General features: G+C 51.4%; 15 protein-coding genes. 7 read left to right on the top strand and 8 right to left on the bottom strand.

The features are described from left to right. Window positions 1-45: 45 nt before the first annotated feature. The 4 genes from A3GO_RS0113265 (at window position 46) to A3GO_RS0113250 (ending at window position 3,426) form a co-directional block, all read left to right on the top strand. Window positions 46-855 (top strand): universal stress protein, encoded by an 810-nt coding sequence (locus tag A3GO_RS0113265; RefSeq protein ID WP_029133803.1) that lies wholly within the window; start codon window positions 46-48, stop codon window positions 853-855. A 143-nt stretch (window positions 856-998) separates the two neighbouring features. Further along, entirely contained in the window at window positions 999-1,811 is an 813-nt protein-coding gene (locus tag A3GO_RS23840) for a transglycosylase SLT domain-containing protein (protein ID WP_084610075.1), read from the top strand. A gap of 172 nt (window positions 1,812-1,983) precedes the next feature. Further along, window positions 1,984-2,358, top strand: a complete 375-nt coding sequence (locus A3GO_RS0113255) for a 4a-hydroxytetrahydrobiopterin dehydratase (RefSeq protein WP_029133802.1) — start codon at window positions 1,984-1,986, stop codon at window positions 2,356-2,358. A gap of 144 nt (window positions 2,359-2,502) precedes the next feature. Next, on the top strand, window positions 2,503-3,426 hold the full coding sequence (locus A3GO_RS0113250; protein WP_051302274.1) for a TauD/TfdA family dioxygenase: 924 nt from the start codon (window positions 2,503-2,505) through the stop codon (window positions 3,424-3,426). A 12-nt stretch (window positions 3,427-3,438) separates the two neighbouring features. On the opposite strand, the gene A3GO_RS0113245 is transcribed toward A3GO_RS0113250, so the two are convergent. The 4 genes from A3GO_RS0113245 to A3GO_RS0113230 form a co-directional block, all read right to left on the bottom strand. Beyond that, window positions 3,439-4,383 carry a DUF3179 domain-containing protein gene (locus tag A3GO_RS0113245; protein ID WP_029133800.1) on the bottom strand — a complete coding sequence of 315 codons (945 nt, stop codon included), beginning with the start codon at window positions 4,381-4,383 and terminating at the stop codon, window positions 3,439-3,441. A 112-nt stretch (window positions 4,384-4,495) separates the two neighbouring features. Continuing rightward, entirely contained in the window at window positions 4,496-4,939 is a 444-nt protein-coding gene (locus tag A3GO_RS0113240; protein WP_029133799.1) for a DMT family transporter, read from the bottom strand. A 426-nt stretch (window positions 4,940-5,365) separates the two neighbouring features. Then, window positions 5,366-6,037, bottom strand: coding sequence for a nitroreductase family protein (locus tag A3GO_RS0113235; RefSeq protein WP_029133798.1), 672 nt, complete (start codon window positions 6,035-6,037; stop codon window positions 5,366-5,368). A 2-nt stretch (window positions 6,038-6,039) separates the two neighbouring features. Then, window positions 6,040-7,017: an HDOD domain-containing protein gene (locus tag A3GO_RS0113230; RefSeq protein WP_029133797.1), complete on the bottom strand. Its 978-nt coding sequence runs from the start codon at window positions 7,015-7,017 to the stop codon at window positions 6,040-6,042. Between the two features lie 193 nt (window positions 7,018-7,210). Here A3GO_RS0113230 and A3GO_RS26585 point away from each other — a divergent pair, with 193 nt between their 5' ends. After that, a complete protein-coding gene (locus A3GO_RS26585; RefSeq protein ID WP_335340043.1) occupies window positions 7,211-7,324 on the top strand; it encodes a 2-oxo acid dehydrogenase subunit E2 in 114 nt (37 codons plus the stop codon). A gap of 91 nt (window positions 7,325-7,415) precedes the next feature. On the opposite strand, the gene A3GO_RS0113225 is transcribed toward A3GO_RS26585, so the two are convergent. Beyond that, window positions 7,416-7,799, bottom strand: coding sequence for a hypothetical protein (locus A3GO_RS0113225; RefSeq protein ID WP_037375349.1), 384 nt, complete (start codon window positions 7,797-7,799; stop codon window positions 7,416-7,418). 220 nt (window positions 7,800-8,019) lie between these two features. Between A3GO_RS0113225 and A3GO_RS0113220 the strand changes: the two genes are divergently transcribed. Continuing rightward, window positions 8,020-8,697, top strand: coding sequence for a Crp/Fnr family transcriptional regulator (locus A3GO_RS0113220; RefSeq protein ID WP_029133795.1), 678 nt, complete (start codon window positions 8,020-8,022; stop codon window positions 8,695-8,697). Window positions 8,698-8,705: 8 nt separating this feature from the next. On the opposite strand, the gene A3GO_RS0113215 is transcribed toward A3GO_RS0113220, so the two are convergent. From A3GO_RS0113215 to A3GO_RS25380, 3 genes are all read right to left on the bottom strand, one after another. Further along, complete coding sequence (locus tag A3GO_RS0113215; protein ID WP_029133794.1) at window positions 8,706-10,742, bottom strand: NADPH-dependent 2,4-dienoyl-CoA reductase; 2,037 nt, start codon at window positions 10,740-10,742, stop codon at window positions 8,706-8,708. Between the two features lie 178 nt (window positions 10,743-10,920). Further along, a complete protein-coding gene (locus A3GO_RS0113210) occupies window positions 10,921-13,167 on the bottom strand; it encodes a DUF1631 family protein (protein WP_084610073.1) in 2,247 nt (748 codons plus the stop codon). A gap of 78 nt (window positions 13,168-13,245) precedes the next feature. Then, a complete protein-coding gene (locus A3GO_RS25380) occupies window positions 13,246-15,867 on the bottom strand; it encodes an AAA family ATPase (RefSeq protein WP_051302272.1) in 2,622 nt (873 codons plus the stop codon). 615 nt (window positions 15,868-16,482) lie between these two features. Between A3GO_RS25380 and A3GO_RS23830 the strand changes: the two genes are divergently transcribed. Beyond that, a complete protein-coding gene (locus A3GO_RS23830; protein WP_084610072.1) occupies window positions 16,483-17,355 on the top strand; it encodes an ExeA family protein in 873 nt (290 codons plus the stop codon). Window positions 17,356-17,398: the final 43 nt, after the last annotated feature.

The following is a 17,398-nucleotide window of genomic DNA, read 5'->3' as shown; positions in this document are numbered from 1 at the left end:
TTCACACTTATGCTAGAGATACTTTCAGCTACCAGGTAACGGCCCATGACAACAAAGCAATCCGTTGGCTACCACAGTATTGTCGCTCTTTTCTCACCATCAGAAACCCGGCAGCCGGCCACTATCAGGGCGGCAAATGTCGCTGCAAAGTTGCACAGTCAGGTGACGCTGGCGCATATCGCAGAAACATCCGAAGCCGCCGATAACGAACGGATAAACGAGTTGACTGCCGAACATTCCGAAATTGTACAGACAAAGCGTGCTCAAGGCAGTCTGCTTGAGATAGTCCGGCTGGCGGATGAGGTGAGTGGTGACCTGATCGTCCTGGATAGCGGCCTCTATGGGCAACTGCAGCCGCTGCTTCAGGAAAGCAGTGAAACCGCCTGCGATCACGGAGAATGCGACGCCCTGGTGGTTCACAATACAACCGACGCAGACGATGAAAATGTGGTCGATTATCGGCATATCGTGGTTGCCGCCGATCTCAATGATCAGGGATTGATGACCATCTACAAAGCCGTGCGTATGGCCAAACGATACAACGCACGACTGACCCTCCTGAATGTTGTGGACAATTTTGCTGACGATAAGGAAAAAGCGAGTGCGGCAAAAAATCTCCGACTGCGCGGCCTGGAGGCTTTTACATCGATCATTGAAGGATTGAAGGTGGAGAAAGAGGTGGTGGTGACATCGGAGTCTGTCGATCAGGCGGTATCCGCCTATTCAGCACAACAGCAATCCGACCTGGTGGTCATTGGTTCACATAGATTCCATGGACTCTGTGTCCTGCTGGGCAGCACCGCCAAGCATGTTATTGAAAACGGAAACTGCGATGTGCTGGTGGTACACGAATAGCCGATCAATGTTGTCAGGCAATTTTACACTGGACCAGTTTTGGATCTGCATGAAATTTGTAACCAGCTGACATTAATAATAATTTAGCATTATGGAATAATATTTGCGTAATGCATGGGCATCTTCACGCCGGTGACTCAGCCATGCACTACAGATTATTTCCTGCCCTTTTATTTCTTCTTCTGACGCCCGTTTTCTGCTTGGCGGCAAATCCGCAACAAGCGGATGGCCTGCGCGAACTGGCTGTACGGTATGAGCATGGGCGTGGTGTAAGGCAGGACTATCAAAAGGCCTACCGGCTCTATTGCATGGCGGCGGACCGGGGAGACACCGAGGCTTACTATGCCCTGGGCTGGATGTATTTCAACAGTCGCGGGGTTGCGCAGGACCCATCGGTGGCGGCCGGGTGGTTTGAAAAGGCCGCTGCCGCCGGGGATCCCGCCGCCAAACGAATGCTCGCGGTTCTGGCTGCAGTGGAGCCACGTCAGGACCCCCTATGCAGTACCCTGAAGAAACAGCAAAATCCAAATCGTCAGCAGATTGAACACTGGGTCAGGGTCTGGGCTCCCGCTTACGGCCTGGAGCCCGATCTGGTGCTTGCCGTGATATGGGCCGAGTCCAATTTTAACCCGCAGGCCCACTCCCCACAGGATGCCCGTGGATTGATGCAGCTGATTCCAGCCACTGCCCGGCGTTTTGGCGTTGCGGATGTCTGGGACCCTTCACAGAACATGCACGGAGGGATGGCCTATCTGCAATGGCTGATGCAGCGCTTCGATGGAGAGGTATCACTGGTACTGGCGGCCTATAATGCAGGCGAAAATGCCGTGGAGAGTTATCGCGGAATTCCTCCCTATCGGGAGACCCAAAACTACGTCAAGCGTATTACGCGCAATTATCCCAAACCGCAACATCCGGTTATCGGAAACCCTGTCATCAGCATGATTGGCAATTAAGCCGGCTTGTGGAATTCCATAGCTGTTTCTAACCTATTTGGCACATTCGTAGGCAACAACTTAATGTTTCAGATGTAACCGCAGTACCACTCTCTCCCGGCAGATCCGCTTGAGTTGTACCATACTGGTAATGCAGTGAAATCAATCAACGACGGTAACTTGAGGTGCAGTCATGTCACATGCGGAAGCAAAGTCTGCCGCGCTGCAGACAAGGCACTGTAAAGCGTGTAACCCCCAAACACCTCCCTTGTCAGAGGCACAATGCCGAGCATTGTTGGCAAGCCTGTCAGCGGAATGGCAACTGGTCGGTGCTACCCAGGCCATTACCCGCGAGTTTCGCTTCAGAAACTTTTACCAGACCATCGCCTTTGTCAATGCAGTGGCCTGGATAGCCAATGGGGAGGATCATCACCCGGATTTGGAGGTAGGCTATAACCGCTGCAAGGTACAGTACAGTACCCATGCAATCGGCAACCTCTCAGAAAACGATTTCATTTGCGCGGCAAAGATTGACGCACTGTTTCCGCTACTGGATCAGGAAGGTTAGCAACAATCCTTCATATCTGACTGAATTAAAATGATAAACATCGGTGCAGCCAACAGGGTGACGCCTGCCGCGCATCGGTCTACTGGCAGTGTTTGTTAGTAATTGCTAATATTTATTGAATGTTTCCTGACCGGTAGTCCGCAGATGCCCGATACAGCCGTTTCCGAAGATGTGATCAGAACACCATTCAGTCTGGATGATGATGGTTTTTATCGGGCTTGGCGGGTCAGAAAACTGGCCGGCTACCCCACTTCCCTGGAACAACTGCTGGTATTGGTCAGGGACCCACGCTGCCTGAGCGATGAAGAGTTCAACGCCATCAGGCAACGGGTACAGAAGGCCAATATGGCCATCTACATCAGCGAGACCGGGAGTGATCCGGACCCCGAGATTCCGCTCTCGCTGGGACGACAGTTTGGCGCCAGGCACCTGAATCACAACTGGCTTTCGGATGACACCGGTCTTACCTCACTGAAAGTCGCCGCAGACGGAGTAAGACAGCAGTACATCCCTTACTCCAATCGCCCCATCAAGTGGCACACTGATGGCTACTACAACAGGCCCGAAGAGCAGATCCACTCGCTGATCCTGCACTGTATCCAGAGTGCCGGCAGCGGCGGCGAAAACGCCCTGCTCGATCATGAAATTGCCTATATCCTGCTGCGTGACAGGAACCCTGAATTCATTACCGCGCTCATGGGGCCGGATGTAATGACCATACCACCGCGCATGAACATGAGCGAAGTGGCCCGGCAAGAGGAGGTCGGCCCGGTTTTTTCCATCATGCCCTGTGGCAACCTGCACATGCGCTATACCATCCGGACCCGCCACGTCGTCTGGTCCGAAGACCCGCTTACCCAAGAGGCGCTGGGAGCCCTGAGCGAAATCCTCAACAGTGATTCGCCCTACATCTTTCGTGGCAGACTGGAACCGGGAATGGGGCTGATCAGTAACAACATCCTCCACGACCGAACGGCATTTCAAAATGATGAACAAGGTGTGCGTCATCTCTACCGGGCGCGCTATTATGACCGACTGCAGGATACCGGAATCGACCAGTATCCCTGATCGGCCCGGCGGTCACGGACGAAATACCGCGGTGTCGGGATGAAACGCATACCAGGCAAACCAGTATGAACGGATGACCGGTATCTGGTTACCTTGAGGATCGAAAAATCGTGCACTCTGACTGACGGGATTGTAGTGGATGGTGAAGGACTGACCGGCAAACCGATCCTGGATCTCGCCCTCCGTTCGACTCAGTTCGGCGACCGGATAAGCCTTGAACTGCCCGTCTATCTCCAGCCCGAGTATCTGTTCTTTCGGATGATAGCGCGGATCCTGTTTCTTGACTGGAAAATAGATCCCCTCGCTGGTTTCATAGCCGGCATAGGGGTCCCGATCATAGTTTCGGGTGTACCCCGTTTCCCGCGACAGTACCCATGTCTCCGGATGCTGCGCCCGCCACTCCAACCAGGTCGTTACCACCAGTGGCAACACCTTCAGCCGGGTGCCGTTCATCTCGCCGGTGACCGCACGGGCCAGCAGCTGTGACCAGAGTGACTCCGTCTTTCGGTCATAGAGCAGCACGTCACTGTTATAGAGCAGACCCGATACACCGAACTGTAATACCTCACCGGAGACACGCGCAGAAAAAGCCACGCCGCTGCCACACAGCGGACAGTAGGTGATCGCCACGGGTTCTTCGCCGTACCGGTCATTGACGATTTCGTGCCAGTTCATGATCCCGATCGGGTAGGCCTTTGTAACCCCGTTCCAGTCCAATCCCAGAACCCGTGATTCCGGTTTGAGATCAGCGACCGCCCCGGATTGTACAAATCGTGGATTATCGATGGCGGGGATACCATCCTTTGCTGGCCCGCCCGAGTGGATCTCCCCCAGTGGGATAGAGGCCCGATCCGGATAGAGTTCGAAGTCACCAATACGCTCTGCGGTCGCAGATACCGGCAACATGAAACAAGTAACCAGAATCAGCTTCATACAATGTGCTGCCGGTTGGGTCATGAAGGTTACTCCCTGGTAGCGGCAGTCGTTCTGCCAAGCAGAAGCGCACGGCGGAATCATACCTGTCAGGGATATAGACCCTGCAATATAGGCTTTCCTTTCATGCCTTGGTTCAACTGCGAACCGTCAACCAGACCCCCAGTAGCAGTATCAGCATACCGGCTATCTTCTGGAGGTTCAGTTCCCGCACCTGGGCACCAAGAATGCCGTAGTGATCCAGCAGTGCCCCCACTATGAACTGTGCCGCAACGATCAAGGTGAAAGCGGACACCAGCCCAAGCCGGGGAACACTGAATCCGATAGCGGCAACAATCACCAAGCCGGCGGCCCCGGAAAGAAAGGCATACCAGGGTAAGGTATGCCATATCGAGAGGTTGCCGCCACGCAGAGCCAGCATCAACAGGCCGACCAACAGCCCACCACTGCCATAGGTGATAAATACACTCTCCAGAGTACCCATGCCCCGATCAAGCAACGCCATCAACTGGGCCTGCAGCGCGACGGCAACGCCGCCAATCACCGCCACAACCGAGATAAAAAGCAGACTGGACGACATCTTAATTCCCCTGTCGGTTTTGTTATTGCCTACACAATAGCATTATTTGACCCATGTCCCGCTTCACTTTATCCGTGTAAGAGCCTGTTGTAGCTGGATAATACCCGGCGTCATACGTTCTCGAACAGTTCCACCGTAGCCAAGCGGCAGACCCAAGTTTGGGCGATTCGTGTATAGAGCAGAGAAACCGGATAGACTCCCACCCCGGATCGCAACTGAACAGAAGACAGCGACAACCAGTGTGGCATGGTCTGAAATCAAGCAGGCGTCAGCGAAGGTCAGAACCTGCCCGCCGGTAGATAGCCCCAAGGAAATGTCCGGCAGAAACCAATAACCGCTCCGGATCTGAAAGCTGAACTGAGGCGAAGAACGAGACATACTGAGGTTAGCGATACCGTCCCGCTTGCCCGGCTGCCACACTGATGATCACTTGAAAACAGCAATCTCATCCAGAGATTTTTTTTCGATATCCGGCACCCTGACCCCTGCCTCTGGATAACCGACCACCAGAATCATGGTAGGGGTTTCGTTTTTCGGCCTGTCGAGTATCTGATTAAGAAAACGCATCGGACTGGGTGTATGGGTCAGGCTGGCCAGTCCGGCATTATGAATAGCCGTGATCAGCATGCCGGTTGCGATGCCTACTGAATCCCGCACATAATAATGCTTGATCTTTTTTCCCGCTTCATCGATCCCGTAGTTTTCGCTGAAAATCACGATCAGGTATGGGGCATATTCAAGGAAAGGTTTTTCGGCATTGGTAGCCAGTGGCTTCAGTGCATCAAGCCACTCCTCCGAGGCGCCTCCCGAATAAAACTCGCGCTCCTCCTCCTCAGCCGCCAAGCGGATTGTGCGTTTCAGCCCCGGGTCACTCACCACCACAAATTTCCAGGGTTGCTGATTGGCTCCACTGGGGGCACGTCCGGCAGTCCGGAGACACTGCTCAATCACCTTTCGATCCACCGGGCGGTCCGAGAATGACCTGATACTGCGGCGACGTTTCATGAATTCAAGAAACTCATCCGCACGCTGCTGCATTTTCGACGGAGGCAATTCGATAAATTCAAGCGGTACCTGTCTGTAAAGATGATCGGTCATGATCAAAGTACCAGCTCCGTGAGCTGTTGAAATAGTGCGGCTATCGGCTGAATGGCCGGTTCCGTATGTGCCTGTGACTCGGCATTGGTTGGTTTATGATCGAGGTATTCATGCGCCAGCTTATCGGCCCGGCGCAACAACGTCACCTGTTCCGATGGTGAGGATTTCGTGTGGTGACCGGCGGTCAGTTCAATGAGTATCTTCGGCAATTGCCAATTTTCAAAAAGCCTCGCACCCAATTGCCCATGATCTATGCCCAACAGCTCGATTTCCAGTTCGGCACCTTCATCACCACCAACATAACGAGTAACCACATCCGCATACTCAATCGGCATCATCTGCAGAAACAACAGTTTGCCGACATCGTGAATCAATCCGGCAACAAACATCTCCCCCGCCGAATCCTGACGCTGCTGTTCAGCAAATACTCGGCAGGCGCAAGCGGTGAACAGGGAGTGCTGCCAGAAGCTGTTCATATCCATCAGATCTGGCCGAATACCAAAAAACAGGCTCTTGACTTCGGTGGAGATCAGCAAGGCCCAGAGGTCGAATGGGCCGACGCGCAGAATAGCATCTTCCACCCGGGTAATCTGCTTTGCCGCCCCGTAATAAGCGGAGTTTCCAATCTGGAGTGTTCGCGCCGTCAAACCGGGATCGGTCTCAAGCAGTTGTATCATGCGCTCGATACCGGCGGTTTCTGATTCGAGCTCTTTATAGATTTCTATCAACACATGTGGCAGGGACGGCAATTTTGCATGCTTGATCAACCAACCGGGCAGATCAGTCTCACGTTCGGTCTTTAGCTTCGCAGCGGCCAGGTCACGGACATCCCGGGCACCCTGATCCCAGGCGGCAACAGAGTCCGGACAGAAAGAACAGATGCCCAGCCGGGTGGATTCATCCTGACGCAGCCAGTGCATGCCCTGATCAATGGAAGAACTGATGTACCGATGGGTTCTGCCGCAGTTTATGCAGATCATATCGCCCTCCCTCGACGACTGAGATATCAGATTCCACTGAATGATGTGCGACTATTCAGTTTATTACGTAATAAGCATACAAGCAGCCACAGTATAAACACAGTTTTTTGAATCAACCCTCACTTGAGCAACAAACCCCGAACCACGGCAGCGACACAAAAGAAGTCGATGATTTATCTCATAAAGAGGGGCATTGTCAGGGACAATCAAAGGTGGAGATTCAATACAGATCCGCCCCATGGCCTATGTCACCCTGACCATTGACCACCGGGCTCTGGATGTCTACCAGGCCAATCGCTTTATGTAGTGTTTTGTCGGGGTGATCGAAAACCGGGATGATTGATCGTAAGAGGACGGAGTCAAAGAACCTTGACTCCGCCCTACTCCCGGGGTGCCCTTCAGCGACTTATGCCAAACGGGATAGCGATCATCACATAGTCATGACCGCCATAGCTGAAGCTCTTCCAGGGTTCATCATCCCGTAGTGCCGCCTTGACCAGGTTGATCGCCTGCTGATGCCGGGCATCACAGATATCACCCTGTTCATCCACCAGGTAAGCCTCAAAATGCATGGGACAGGAATTGACGTAAAGGGTTGCCAACAGTTGGCTGGGTATGCCGTTCTCATTGCCGTCGAGGAAGTCAACCGGTTCCCAGCAAGCATCGGGTATCTGGATCACTGCATCGTCCACCTGGCTGGACGCATCGTTCTGTGCAACGGGGAGTGGGGAGATAAATGAAGAGGTCTCGTTGACGACTGAAAAACTCATATGTGCAGACATGTCACAATGCTCCGTAGTATTCGCCTTTGATCACGGCCCGCTTCAACATCCACATACAACAACTTTCAGACAAGGTGGGCCGGTAGCTTTTATCTCATTGTTTTTATTATGCAATACTTGTTTCAAGCACAATTTCAGCTTGGATATTTCAATCCCTTATGATCTGCTATCATAGCAACTCATTTCTCTATTTTCTGTCATTCAGATGACATTTGGAGCTATGGAAACTCTCGAACAGTTTCTGGTTAAAAACCCCTGGATGGAGGACCTGTCACCGGCCCAGCAACAGCTGGTCAGGGACACGCTGTACGAGCGGCACTTCAACGCGGGTGACATTATCTGCCGGAAAGGTTCCCCCACTGAAGAGTGGGTCGGTATTATCGACGGCCTGGCAAAAATTTCCTGTGAATCCCACACCGGCAAACAGATCTCATTCATCACCGGAATCCCTTCCGGCAGCTGGGTTGGGGAGGGCTCTCTGCTGAAGCGTGAGCCCAGGCGATACGATATTGTTGCACTGCGGAAATCCCGTATAGGCTTCATGCCTGCAGAGACGTTTTTCACCCTGCTGGAACAGAACATCAGCTTTAACCGCTTCCTGCTGACCCATTTCAATGAACGTCTCGGCCAGTTCATTGGCTATATGGAGTATGACCGTTTCCTGTCGCCGGAAGCGCGGGTCGCCCGTGCACTGGCCTCCATGTTTAATCTCAACCTCTATCCCGGCATGCATTACAAGCTGGAGGTATCTCAAGAAGAGTTGGGGAATCTCTCGGGTATCTCCCGCCAACGGGTCAACCAGGCCCTGCATGTACTGCAGTCTGAAAAGATCGTCGATGTAAAGTATGGTGCCATTACCATACTGGATATTGATGCCCTGAAATCTTTCGAGGCGTGATGCCTCGCTTATAATACGGCGGCCAACTCGGCCCCATCACGAATCGCCCGCTTGGCATCCAGTTCTCCCGCCAGTTTGGCGCCACCGATCAGATACGCGGCTGCACCCCGCGCCTGCAACGTTTCATAAAGCGATGCTCTCGACTCCTGGCCGGCACAGATAATGACGTTATCCACGTCGAGCAGTCGCGGCTTGTGATCAATGACAACATGCAACCCTTCATCATCAATCCGCTCATACCGGACACCTGCCAACATCTCTACCTGGCGATGTTTCAGAGTGGCCCGGTGGATCCAGCCCGTCGTTTTTCCCAGGCCGGCACCAGGCTTGTTTGCCTTGCGTTGCAGCAGATATATCTTTCTGCCCGACGCTATGGATGCCCGCCTCATACCGGCAACTCCGCCCCTGGCAGCCAGGCTCTTGTCTATTCCCCATTCGTTAAGAAAGGCGTCGACCCCTTCAGCCGGACCGGTCTCCGGTTCATTGTGGGAAAGGTACTCGGCCACATCAAAGCCAATGCCACCGGCACCGATGATCGCCACCCGTTCACCGACAGGCTTTTGCTCGCGCAATACATCGATATAGCTGAGCACCTTGGGATGAGAGAGACCAGTGATTGTCGGGGTTCTGGGCAGCACACCTGTTGCAATCACTACCTCATCGTAACCTGCTGATATCAATTCCTCCGCTGTCACCTCCTGTCCGGCATGCAGCACCACGCCCGTCAGTTCAATCTGGCGATTAAAATAGCGCAGGGTCTCATTGAATTCCGCTTTTCCCGGAATCCTCCGGGCCATATTGAACTGTCCGCCAATAAGCGGATCTGCCTCAAACAGATGCACTTCATGCCCCCGGCCGGCGGCGATGGTGGAGCAGGCCAGGCCGGCGGGTCCGGCACCCACAACCGCGACGCGCTTGCGCCGCTCTGCCGGCGGGTAGTTCAACTCAGTCTCGTAACATGCCCGTGGATTCACCAGGCAGGTGGCCCGTTGCCGGGAAAAGACATGATCAAGACAGGCCTGATTACAGGCGATACAGGTGTTGATCTGATCGGCCCTGCCCTGCTCCGCCTTGCGGACAAACTCCGGGTCGGCCAGCATTGGTCGGGCCATCGAGACCATATCGGCATCGCCTTGTGCGATCACCGCTTCTGCAACTTCCGGGGTATTGATCCGGTTGGTGGTGATCAACGGAATCCCCACCTCACCCTTCAATCGTCCGGTAACCCAGGTAAAGCTGGCGCGGGGAACCATCGTGGCTATAGTGGGTATTCGCGCCTCATGCCAACCAATACCGGTATTGATCAATGTGGCACCGGCGGCTTCTATTGCCTTGGCGAGGTCGATCACCTCTTCCCAACTGCTCCCCTTTTCAATCAGATCCAGCATTGAGAGGCGGAATATAATGATGAATTCCCGGCCCACCGCCGCGCGGATTTGTTTGACCACCTCAACTGGCAGGCGCATGCGGTTACCGAATGTCCCGCCCCAGTTGTCCGACCTCAGGTTGGTATGGGTGACCAGAAACTCATTCAGGAAATACCCCTCGGAACCCATCACCTCGATGCCATCGTAACCGGATTGTTGCGCAAGACAGGCGCAACGTACAAAACCTTCAAGCTGCTTTTGTATCCCCCGGGCGGAGAGTGCGCGGGGCTTGAATGGGGTGATGGGTGATTTCACTGCCGACGGTGCAACACTGATCGGTGTATAGCCGTAGCGCCCTGCATGAAGTATCTGCAGGCAGATCTTACCGTCTTCCCGGTGGACCGCATCGGTAACTAACCGATGCCGTTTAACCTCGAACCTGCTTGTCAGTTTAGAGGCGAAAGGCGCCAACCAGCCGGCCCGTGTCGGTGCAAAGCCGCCGGTCACCATTAATCCAACACCACCGCGTGCCCGTTCGGCAAAGTAGGCCGCCAATTTTGGATAATCCGCCTTTCTATCCTCCAGTCCCGTATGCATGGAGCCCATCAAAACGCGGTTTTTTAACACAGTGAATCCAAGGTCAAGCGGCGCGAGCAGGTGTGGATAAGGAGCTTTCATTATGTAAGCCGATACCTTGTGTATAAACAGAAATAACCAAGGTGAAGGATTACAGCCTTGGTGAGTACGTGCAATTGCCGCCCTGGCATCCAGCCGGATGCCGATTGATCTGGTTAACCCGGCATATTATCGCAGAACTGTCGAAATGCTTTCAGCCGTATTCTGTATCGGCAATGAACTATCCGGTTCGCAACAGACCGTAGATCTTCTTCAGGGCCTGATCCACGAACGGGAACCGGTTTGGCTCAATAATGCGCGCTGTCTCATTGGCCAGCCTCGAAACCAGGACTTCCGTGGGCAGAATAAAAGCTTTGTAGCCAAAGCGGTCTATAAACATATGATTATTTGTCACCGGGCTATACCATGACAATTTGACACGCTGTAACTTGCCATCAGGTTCATCAAACTCAAACCAGCTACCGATATCTGTTTGTTGTGCCTTTGCCAGGAGTTTGCGCATTTTTTCTGATCGCATACCCTTGACCGCTTCTCTATTGGTGCGCAGTTCAGCCTCAGGCTGAACGACAACTTTTTCTACCGGTTCCGGTTGAGTGGATCGCTGTAATTCATGAACTGCCTGCTGTAAAGCAACATACTCCGATGGATTGGTATTACCAAGAAAATCAAGCCCTGACTCGATGCTGTTCTTTAGTCGTGGCCAGGTGTGCTTCAGCCATTCCCTTGTTTGGGGGTCTGTGTAGCCGTTGTTGATCTTGATGACGCTATTGATCACCATCAGGACTGTCCGCCACTCCTTATGCTTTTCTGCCTGTTCATCTCTTAACAGCAGCAGAGTCATATAGTTTTCCCAGACAACGGAAAGGAACTGCCAGAGTACCGGATGGAAGCGCACTCCGGCGCAATGCTGGTGCATAACTTCATCGGCACGTAGCCGTGCGTACTCCAGTCTATCCTTCCCCCTGGTGGCCTCCTTGGTTCTCTCCTCAAGTATTTTTGTTTTATGTTCCAGTGCCTGCAGGTGATCGAGGAATTCATCATAGGCACGGCTGAAGAGTGAAATGTCATCCTTGAAGTCGCGCATGATGATCTGAATCATGTCGCTCATCCTGTGATAGATACCCGCCTCAACATTGTTTTCATCGACCCAGCGGCGCCCGGCATTCACCACCAAATTCAGCAGTTTTCTGGCGATATGCTCAGGATTGGTCAGAAAATCACGGTCGATTATTGCCACTTTCAGATAAGGCGTATGCAGGTGACATATCAGGGTTTTTGTAAGACTGGCAAGATCCTGATCATCGAGAATATGCTCAAACAGCATGCCGACCAGTTCTATCGTATCCAGGTCAGCAGTAGGAATGGTATTTGTATCCAGTTCCCTATAAATATCTTCTCTTTCGCTGGTGATCCTTTTTTGCAGGTATTCAATAGTAGCCGCACTTCTATCGGCAGGTGTGAGTGTGGCTGCTGTTTCGGATTCATAAACCCCCATGTCAAAATGTTTTGGCATGTCGAGTTGATTGATCGCCGTCACCAGGTCAGGTTTGCTTCTCAGCTGTTCCAGGTTGCCATCCGGACGATATTCCGGATGATCCTTGAAACGGGGGTCGGTTCGGCGTCGTTCCGTCAACAGTGAAAGGATGGAATTGAACACCGCTTCGCCAATAGAAAAATCCTCATTGGTTAACGGCTCGGTCCTGCCCCGTGACGTGTTCTTTGCCGCTTCCGGCTGACTGCTTGATTCGTTTTCTGCCGGCACACGTTCTTCACTGTTCTGTGCCTTGCTTTTATTTAATGAAACCACGGGTGCAAGATGAGGATAGATACCGGCGTCGGAAAGAATCTTGTTTATTTCGGCATACAAGGTACCAATATCATTCAGGACATTCTTTTCAAACAAAACATAGAGTATCAGTAGCAGTTTCTGCTCAAGTTCAAACCTGCAGGAGACCGCCTGGAAAGTTGTGGCAATATGATCAGGACAGGCCGGTATATCCGGGTCTCGAAGTTTCCTGCCCTGTTGCATAACCGCCAGCCGCTGGCCGATTTGATAAAGCACCTGATGGTTTTTATTTCTCGACCGGGTGATCATCGACTGAATGGCGATGTGTATCTCAAGGTCACTATTTTCTACGATGTCGATCTGTTCAGTGTTGTTCGCCTCGATAATCGGCTTTGGATAGTGGATAGACTGTCCGCGACGGAATGCGGAAAAGCCTGTTTTAAGAGTGTCAAAATAGGCCTGTGTAACCTGATCACTCAGATCCTGTATATGGCTGATGGAGTCGAAAAACAGGATCTGCGCGTTATCAGTTTCAGCTTTACTGGCAAAGTCGATCATGACCGGCTCAACTTCAAAAAACATTCGGTCAAACCGCTCTTTGAGGAAATCATTCACCTCTGTTTGATAATTCTCGACCAGATAGTGAAACTTCGGCAAAACTGTTACTGGCGTATCATTCATGCCATATCACTCGGATGCCCTGTCTTCGTATATATAACAATGGGAGAGAAACGCGGCAAACTATACATGGGTGATCGGTCAATCACCCGTTGGGCTGCTGACAATTTCAACAAATCGCTGTAGTTGTCGCGCATTTGCGCCATCATTGGACAGATTGTTGGTTGCCGGGTAAACCCCACGTCCTTCAATATGAATACGATTGTTGGCAATATTGTTATTTTCAAGATAGGCCGCAACCGCTTTAGCCCGCTTCAGGGAAAGTTCCTGATTGTACTCGACCTCACCCTTACTATCCGCATAGCCGATAATTTGGACGGTGCGGCCCGCATGACTCTTTAACCAGTCAACCGTTTCGGATAGCAAGCTTAGATACTCATCAGAAATTACCGCGCTGTCGCTACCAAAAAGAATTTTCTTCCGCAGTCTGAGCAGGGTATCCTCTTCACCAGTATGCGGCGACTTATCTGCCTCCTTGCCATCCATAGGCGTATTTAGCGACTTGGAATTGTGTGAGGTATCTCCACTATTTCGCCGGGGTTCAGATATGGCAGCAATATCTTCCTTGATCCCGCTGTTTGTGGGAAGCGGACTGGCAACCGGTTCTATTGATTGTGAGCCGACAGGTGGGTCAAGAGGGGGAGGCAGGACTGTTTCCGCAGGCCGCGAACCCGCTATCACTGGAGTGAAAATAGCGTCACTATCTTTCGCTTCCGGATTCTGTTTTTTGCCTTGTATGATGGGATACCGTTGCGAGGCCAGTGCAATCGTATCAGAGTCCGTTAGTTCCTGGACTATTGAACTAGGCGGTTGCAAATCGTCCTGCGTGGAGGGCTGGTATGGCGGTCTGACTGCCTCCAGATGGGCCGATCGCCACCAGTGTAGCAAGTCGTCGTCATGAGCGGAGGCTTGGGGTGGTGAGACTGAATCGCCAGTTTCTCCACCGGTTTCCGTTGTATCAGGTAAAGCAGAAATATTGCTTAATTCAATTTCCGGTACTGTTTTTTTTTGAGCATCGATCAACTGGTCAGTCGATAACTCTCCACTCTTCTCCTCCCTGAAAGGAGAACTGTCATTCGATTGCAGATCGGTATCGGGTGAGATATTTGTGTTTTGTACCGCCTGACTCTGGTTTTCCAGGTCAGCTACGCCACTATCCTGTTCGTTTTTATTAAGTTCGTCCTTGACTGGCAACGGGTCAGGTTTACTGGTTGTTGGATCTTTACTCACGCTGCTTATGTTGGAATCAATTTGTCGTTCAAGATCCACTATACCGTCCTGAAGCAGTCGTGGACTGATGACGTAAAGCGCTATCAATACCGCCGCCGCGATGAGCAAAAATATCAGCGCAGTGGACAGCATGCTCCATTTTCTGGTGACGATGCCGTGTGGATTGGCACTCACCTGATATTCATTGTAATAATGAGTCCTTGCACCACCAGTTTCGTCTCGTCTCTGTGCGTTAGCGAACCTGTTACCATAGACGTGTTCTGCCAACGGCGTTTCTGCCGGCTTATGGATTGGTATCGGTTCCGAGGGTAAATCCACTGCTTCCGATAGCGAGAAATAGTTCTCTTGTATAACATCCTGTTGGGAATTATCGGACTGATAAGAGGAGTGGCTCTCTTCCCGCCTTACCTGCTCTTCAAGCGAGCACAGATCGGCAATTTGGTTACCCCCCGGATTGACCGGTGCTGGTGAAATCGACGGGGTAGCTGCTGGATTGTCGTTCGTGGGCGGCTGTTCCGCTACCCCGGCCTCAGGAACAGACGGTTCTTTAGTGGATCGTGAGGTCTCGTTATCATTCGCCTCTGCTGCGGTTTCTAAGTCAGACTCAAACTCCTCATCATCCAGCAAGGGTGGCAAGTCGGCCTTGAAACCAATTGGTGCCAGTTGCTCATGCTGTAGTTCACCGACTACGGTTCTTACATCAGACGCGCGAATACGATGCTTTTCCTCCACACATCCGTGGAGTAAAAAACGACTGCATATAAGATTAATTCTTCTTGGTACCCCTTTGCTAAACTGAAATACAACCGGATATACACCCTCATCGATTGTCGGGTCATTCTTCCAGCCTACTCGATCCAGGCGATGCCTGATATAGGCTTTTGTGTCCTGCTCACTCAACGCCTCGAGATGACAGGCCGCCACCAGGCGCTGATGAACCTGCTCCATACTCGGTTTTTGCACCAGTTCACGCAGATTCTCCTGACCGACAAGAAAAATCTGCAGCAAGGGTTGATTATTGAGCTGGAGATTGGTGAGCAGTCTTAACTCTTCCAGCGCGGATGCGGAGAGATCTTGTGCTTCATCGATAATCAGCAGTGCCCTGGTTCCTTCTTCGTGATAGCGTCGCAGTCGCACGGAAAGACCTTGAAGCACCACGGCCTTATTTGGGGCATCGATATCAAGCCCGAAGTTACAGGCCACAAGCCGCAACAGATCATCAGCTTCCAGCTGCGTGCTGACAATTGTCGCAACTACTATCCGGGATTGGGATAGACCATCAACAAGATCGTTGACCAAGGTGGTTTTACCAGTCCCCGGCTTTCCGGTAACCATTACAAAGCCTTCGGCCCTGTGAATGGCATACTGCATATATGCCTTGGCCTTGGCATAGCTCTTATGGCTGAAACAGAACCGATGATCGGGACTCAGTCGAAATGGCTCGACTTTCAGATTATAAAAAGATTCATACATAAGACACAGTCAATCCTTTGTCAGGCGCAAGAATCGGATTAGTACACCACTTAGGTGGTGAATTGTCATATTCCTATCTTGACCATTGCTATAATTGCCAACTCCCAACCATATCGGGTAATACCGCCTCTCTTTAACCAGCCATCTCTGCGGGATCTATTCTCCCAATATTCGATGGGACATGAACTATATTCAGGTCCGAAAAAAATAAATCTAATTCATATAATCAGCATGTTACAGATTATATATACATTAGTACATTAGCATGACATTTATCATATCAATCCTGCCCATTCAGATAACTTCCGGAGATCCCCCGGTTCGATAATGGGGCCAACACCAATAAGAAAAGGAATTGGGTTCCAGGTGCAGCGAGCTAATCCGATGGGTTAATTGCCGCCAGTAACTCCAGTAAATCACAAAGCACGAATAACTGAACTATAAAGTAGAAGAGTCCCTCAATGAAAGCCTGCATACTGGGAATATCCATGTAATAATCAGGCAGTGATCGTTCTGTAGCTGAAAACATCGGTTCGGGGTGAGACAAGAATATCCCAGGGAAGATTAACCAAGATATCCGGTGGCGGGAACAGGCTTCCGGTATCAAAAACAAGGATGGCAGTGACTGCCATAAATATAACTATGTACGAACAATTCTATCATCTGAAAGAAGACCCCTTTCGACTGAGTCCAAATACGAAACCCTGTTACAAACACGCCAGCTACAGCCATGCGAAGACCTATATGCTCTATGCATTGCGTCGCGGTGAGGGAATTGTACTGGTCACAGGCAGATCGGGAACAGGAAAAACGGCCTTATTAAGAGATTTCATTCACTCCATTAAAAATGAACCCGTTGTCACCGCTGATCTGGTTTCTACGCAGCTCCAAGCTACCGACTTGATCAGAATGATCGCCTTCGGTTTCGGTATTAGCCAACTGACTAATGATGAAGCAGAGGTCATTAGTGAATTGGAAACACAGCTTTCGGGAATGCGTAACTTTGGGCGACGCCCCCTGCTGATTATCGATGAAGCACAGAATCTGGAGACTGAATCGCTACGCAAGATTGAACTTCTCATGAGGTTGAGATGGAAATCTGAACCCCTTTTGCAGATTTTTCTCATTGGCCGGGATGGACTGCATGAATTGTTGCTGACGGAAAAACTGAAACAGCTCTATGCTCAGGTAAATGCGGTTATTTGTCTTGAGCCACTCGACGAAAGCAGCACGGGTGAATATATCCGGCACAGATTAAAACAAGTTGGATGGAATAATGACCCCCAACTGGCCGATGAAATTTACCCAATCATCTTTAACTACAGTCACGGTATTCCGCGGTTAATCAATCTGATTTGCAGCCAGATTCTTCTGTTTGGAATGACCGAGGAGCAACATTTTTTCGGGCTGAATGAAATCAACCTGGTTTTGCGACAGATGACCAATGATCAGATGCTGCCCTCTCCATTAAGACATGTAACGAGCTGATTTATAAATTATCATCAAAGAAGGGATCGTAAAATATCCCTTC

Source organism: Sedimenticola selenatireducens DSM 17993 (assembly GCF_000428045.1).
Lineage (GTDB): Bacteria > Pseudomonadota > Gammaproteobacteria > Chromatiales > Chromatiaceae > Sedimenticola > Sedimenticola selenatireducens.
Note: the sequence above shows the minus strand (reverse complement) of the source record. Positions and strands in the feature narration are given on the sequence as shown.

What these genes read in the sequence shown, in the direction of transcription:
- A3GO_RS0113240 (WP_029133799.1), bottom strand. Translation starts at nt 4,939, where the DNA reads ATGTCGTCCAGTCTGCTTTTTATCTCGGTTGTGGCGGTGATTGGCGGC.
- A3GO_RS25380 (WP_051302272.1), bottom strand. Translation starts at nt 15,867, where the DNA reads ATGTATGAATCTTTTTATAATCTGAAAGTCGAGCCATTTCGACTGAGT.
- A3GO_RS0113210 (WP_084610073.1), bottom strand. Translation starts at nt 13,167, where the DNA reads ATGAATGATACGCCAGTAACAGTTTTGCCGAAGTTTCACTATCTGGTC.
- A3GO_RS0113215 (WP_029133794.1), bottom strand. Translation starts at nt 10,742, where the DNA reads ATGAAAGCTCCTTATCCACACCTGCTCGCGCCGCTTGACCTTGGATTC.
- A3GO_RS23840 (WP_084610075.1), top strand. Translation starts at nt 999, where the DNA reads ATGCACTACAGATTATTTCCTGCCCTTTTATTTCTTCTTCTGACGCCC.
- A3GO_RS0113225 (WP_037375349.1), bottom strand. Translation starts at nt 7,799, where the DNA reads ATGTCTGCACATATGAGTTTTTCAGTCGTCAACGAGACCTCTTCATTT.
- A3GO_RS0113230 (WP_029133797.1), bottom strand. Translation starts at nt 7,017, where the DNA reads ATGATCTGCATAAACTGCGGCAGAACCCATCGGTACATCAGTTCTTCC.
- A3GO_RS23830 (WP_084610072.1), top strand. Translation starts at nt 16,483, where the DNA reads ATGGCAGTGACTGCCATAAATATAACTATGTACGAACAATTCTATCAT.
- A3GO_RS0113265 (WP_029133803.1), top strand. Translation starts at nt 46, where the DNA reads ATGACAACAAAGCAATCCGTTGGCTACCACAGTATTGTCGCTCTTTTC.
- A3GO_RS0113255 (WP_029133802.1), top strand. Translation starts at nt 1,984, where the DNA reads ATGTCACATGCGGAAGCAAAGTCTGCCGCGCTGCAGACAAGGCACTGT.
- A3GO_RS0113245 (WP_029133800.1), bottom strand. Translation starts at nt 4,383, where the DNA reads ATGACCCAACCGGCAGCACATTGTATGAAGCTGATTCTGGTTACTTGT.
- A3GO_RS0113235 (WP_029133798.1), bottom strand. Translation starts at nt 6,037, where the DNA reads ATGACCGATCATCTTTACAGACAGGTACCGCTTGAATTTATCGAATTG.
- A3GO_RS0113250 (WP_051302274.1), top strand. Translation starts at nt 2,503, where the DNA reads ATGCCCGATACAGCCGTTTCCGAAGATGTGATCAGAACACCATTCAGT.
- A3GO_RS0113220 (WP_029133795.1), top strand. Translation starts at nt 8,020, where the DNA reads ATGGAAACTCTCGAACAGTTTCTGGTTAAAAACCCCTGGATGGAGGAC.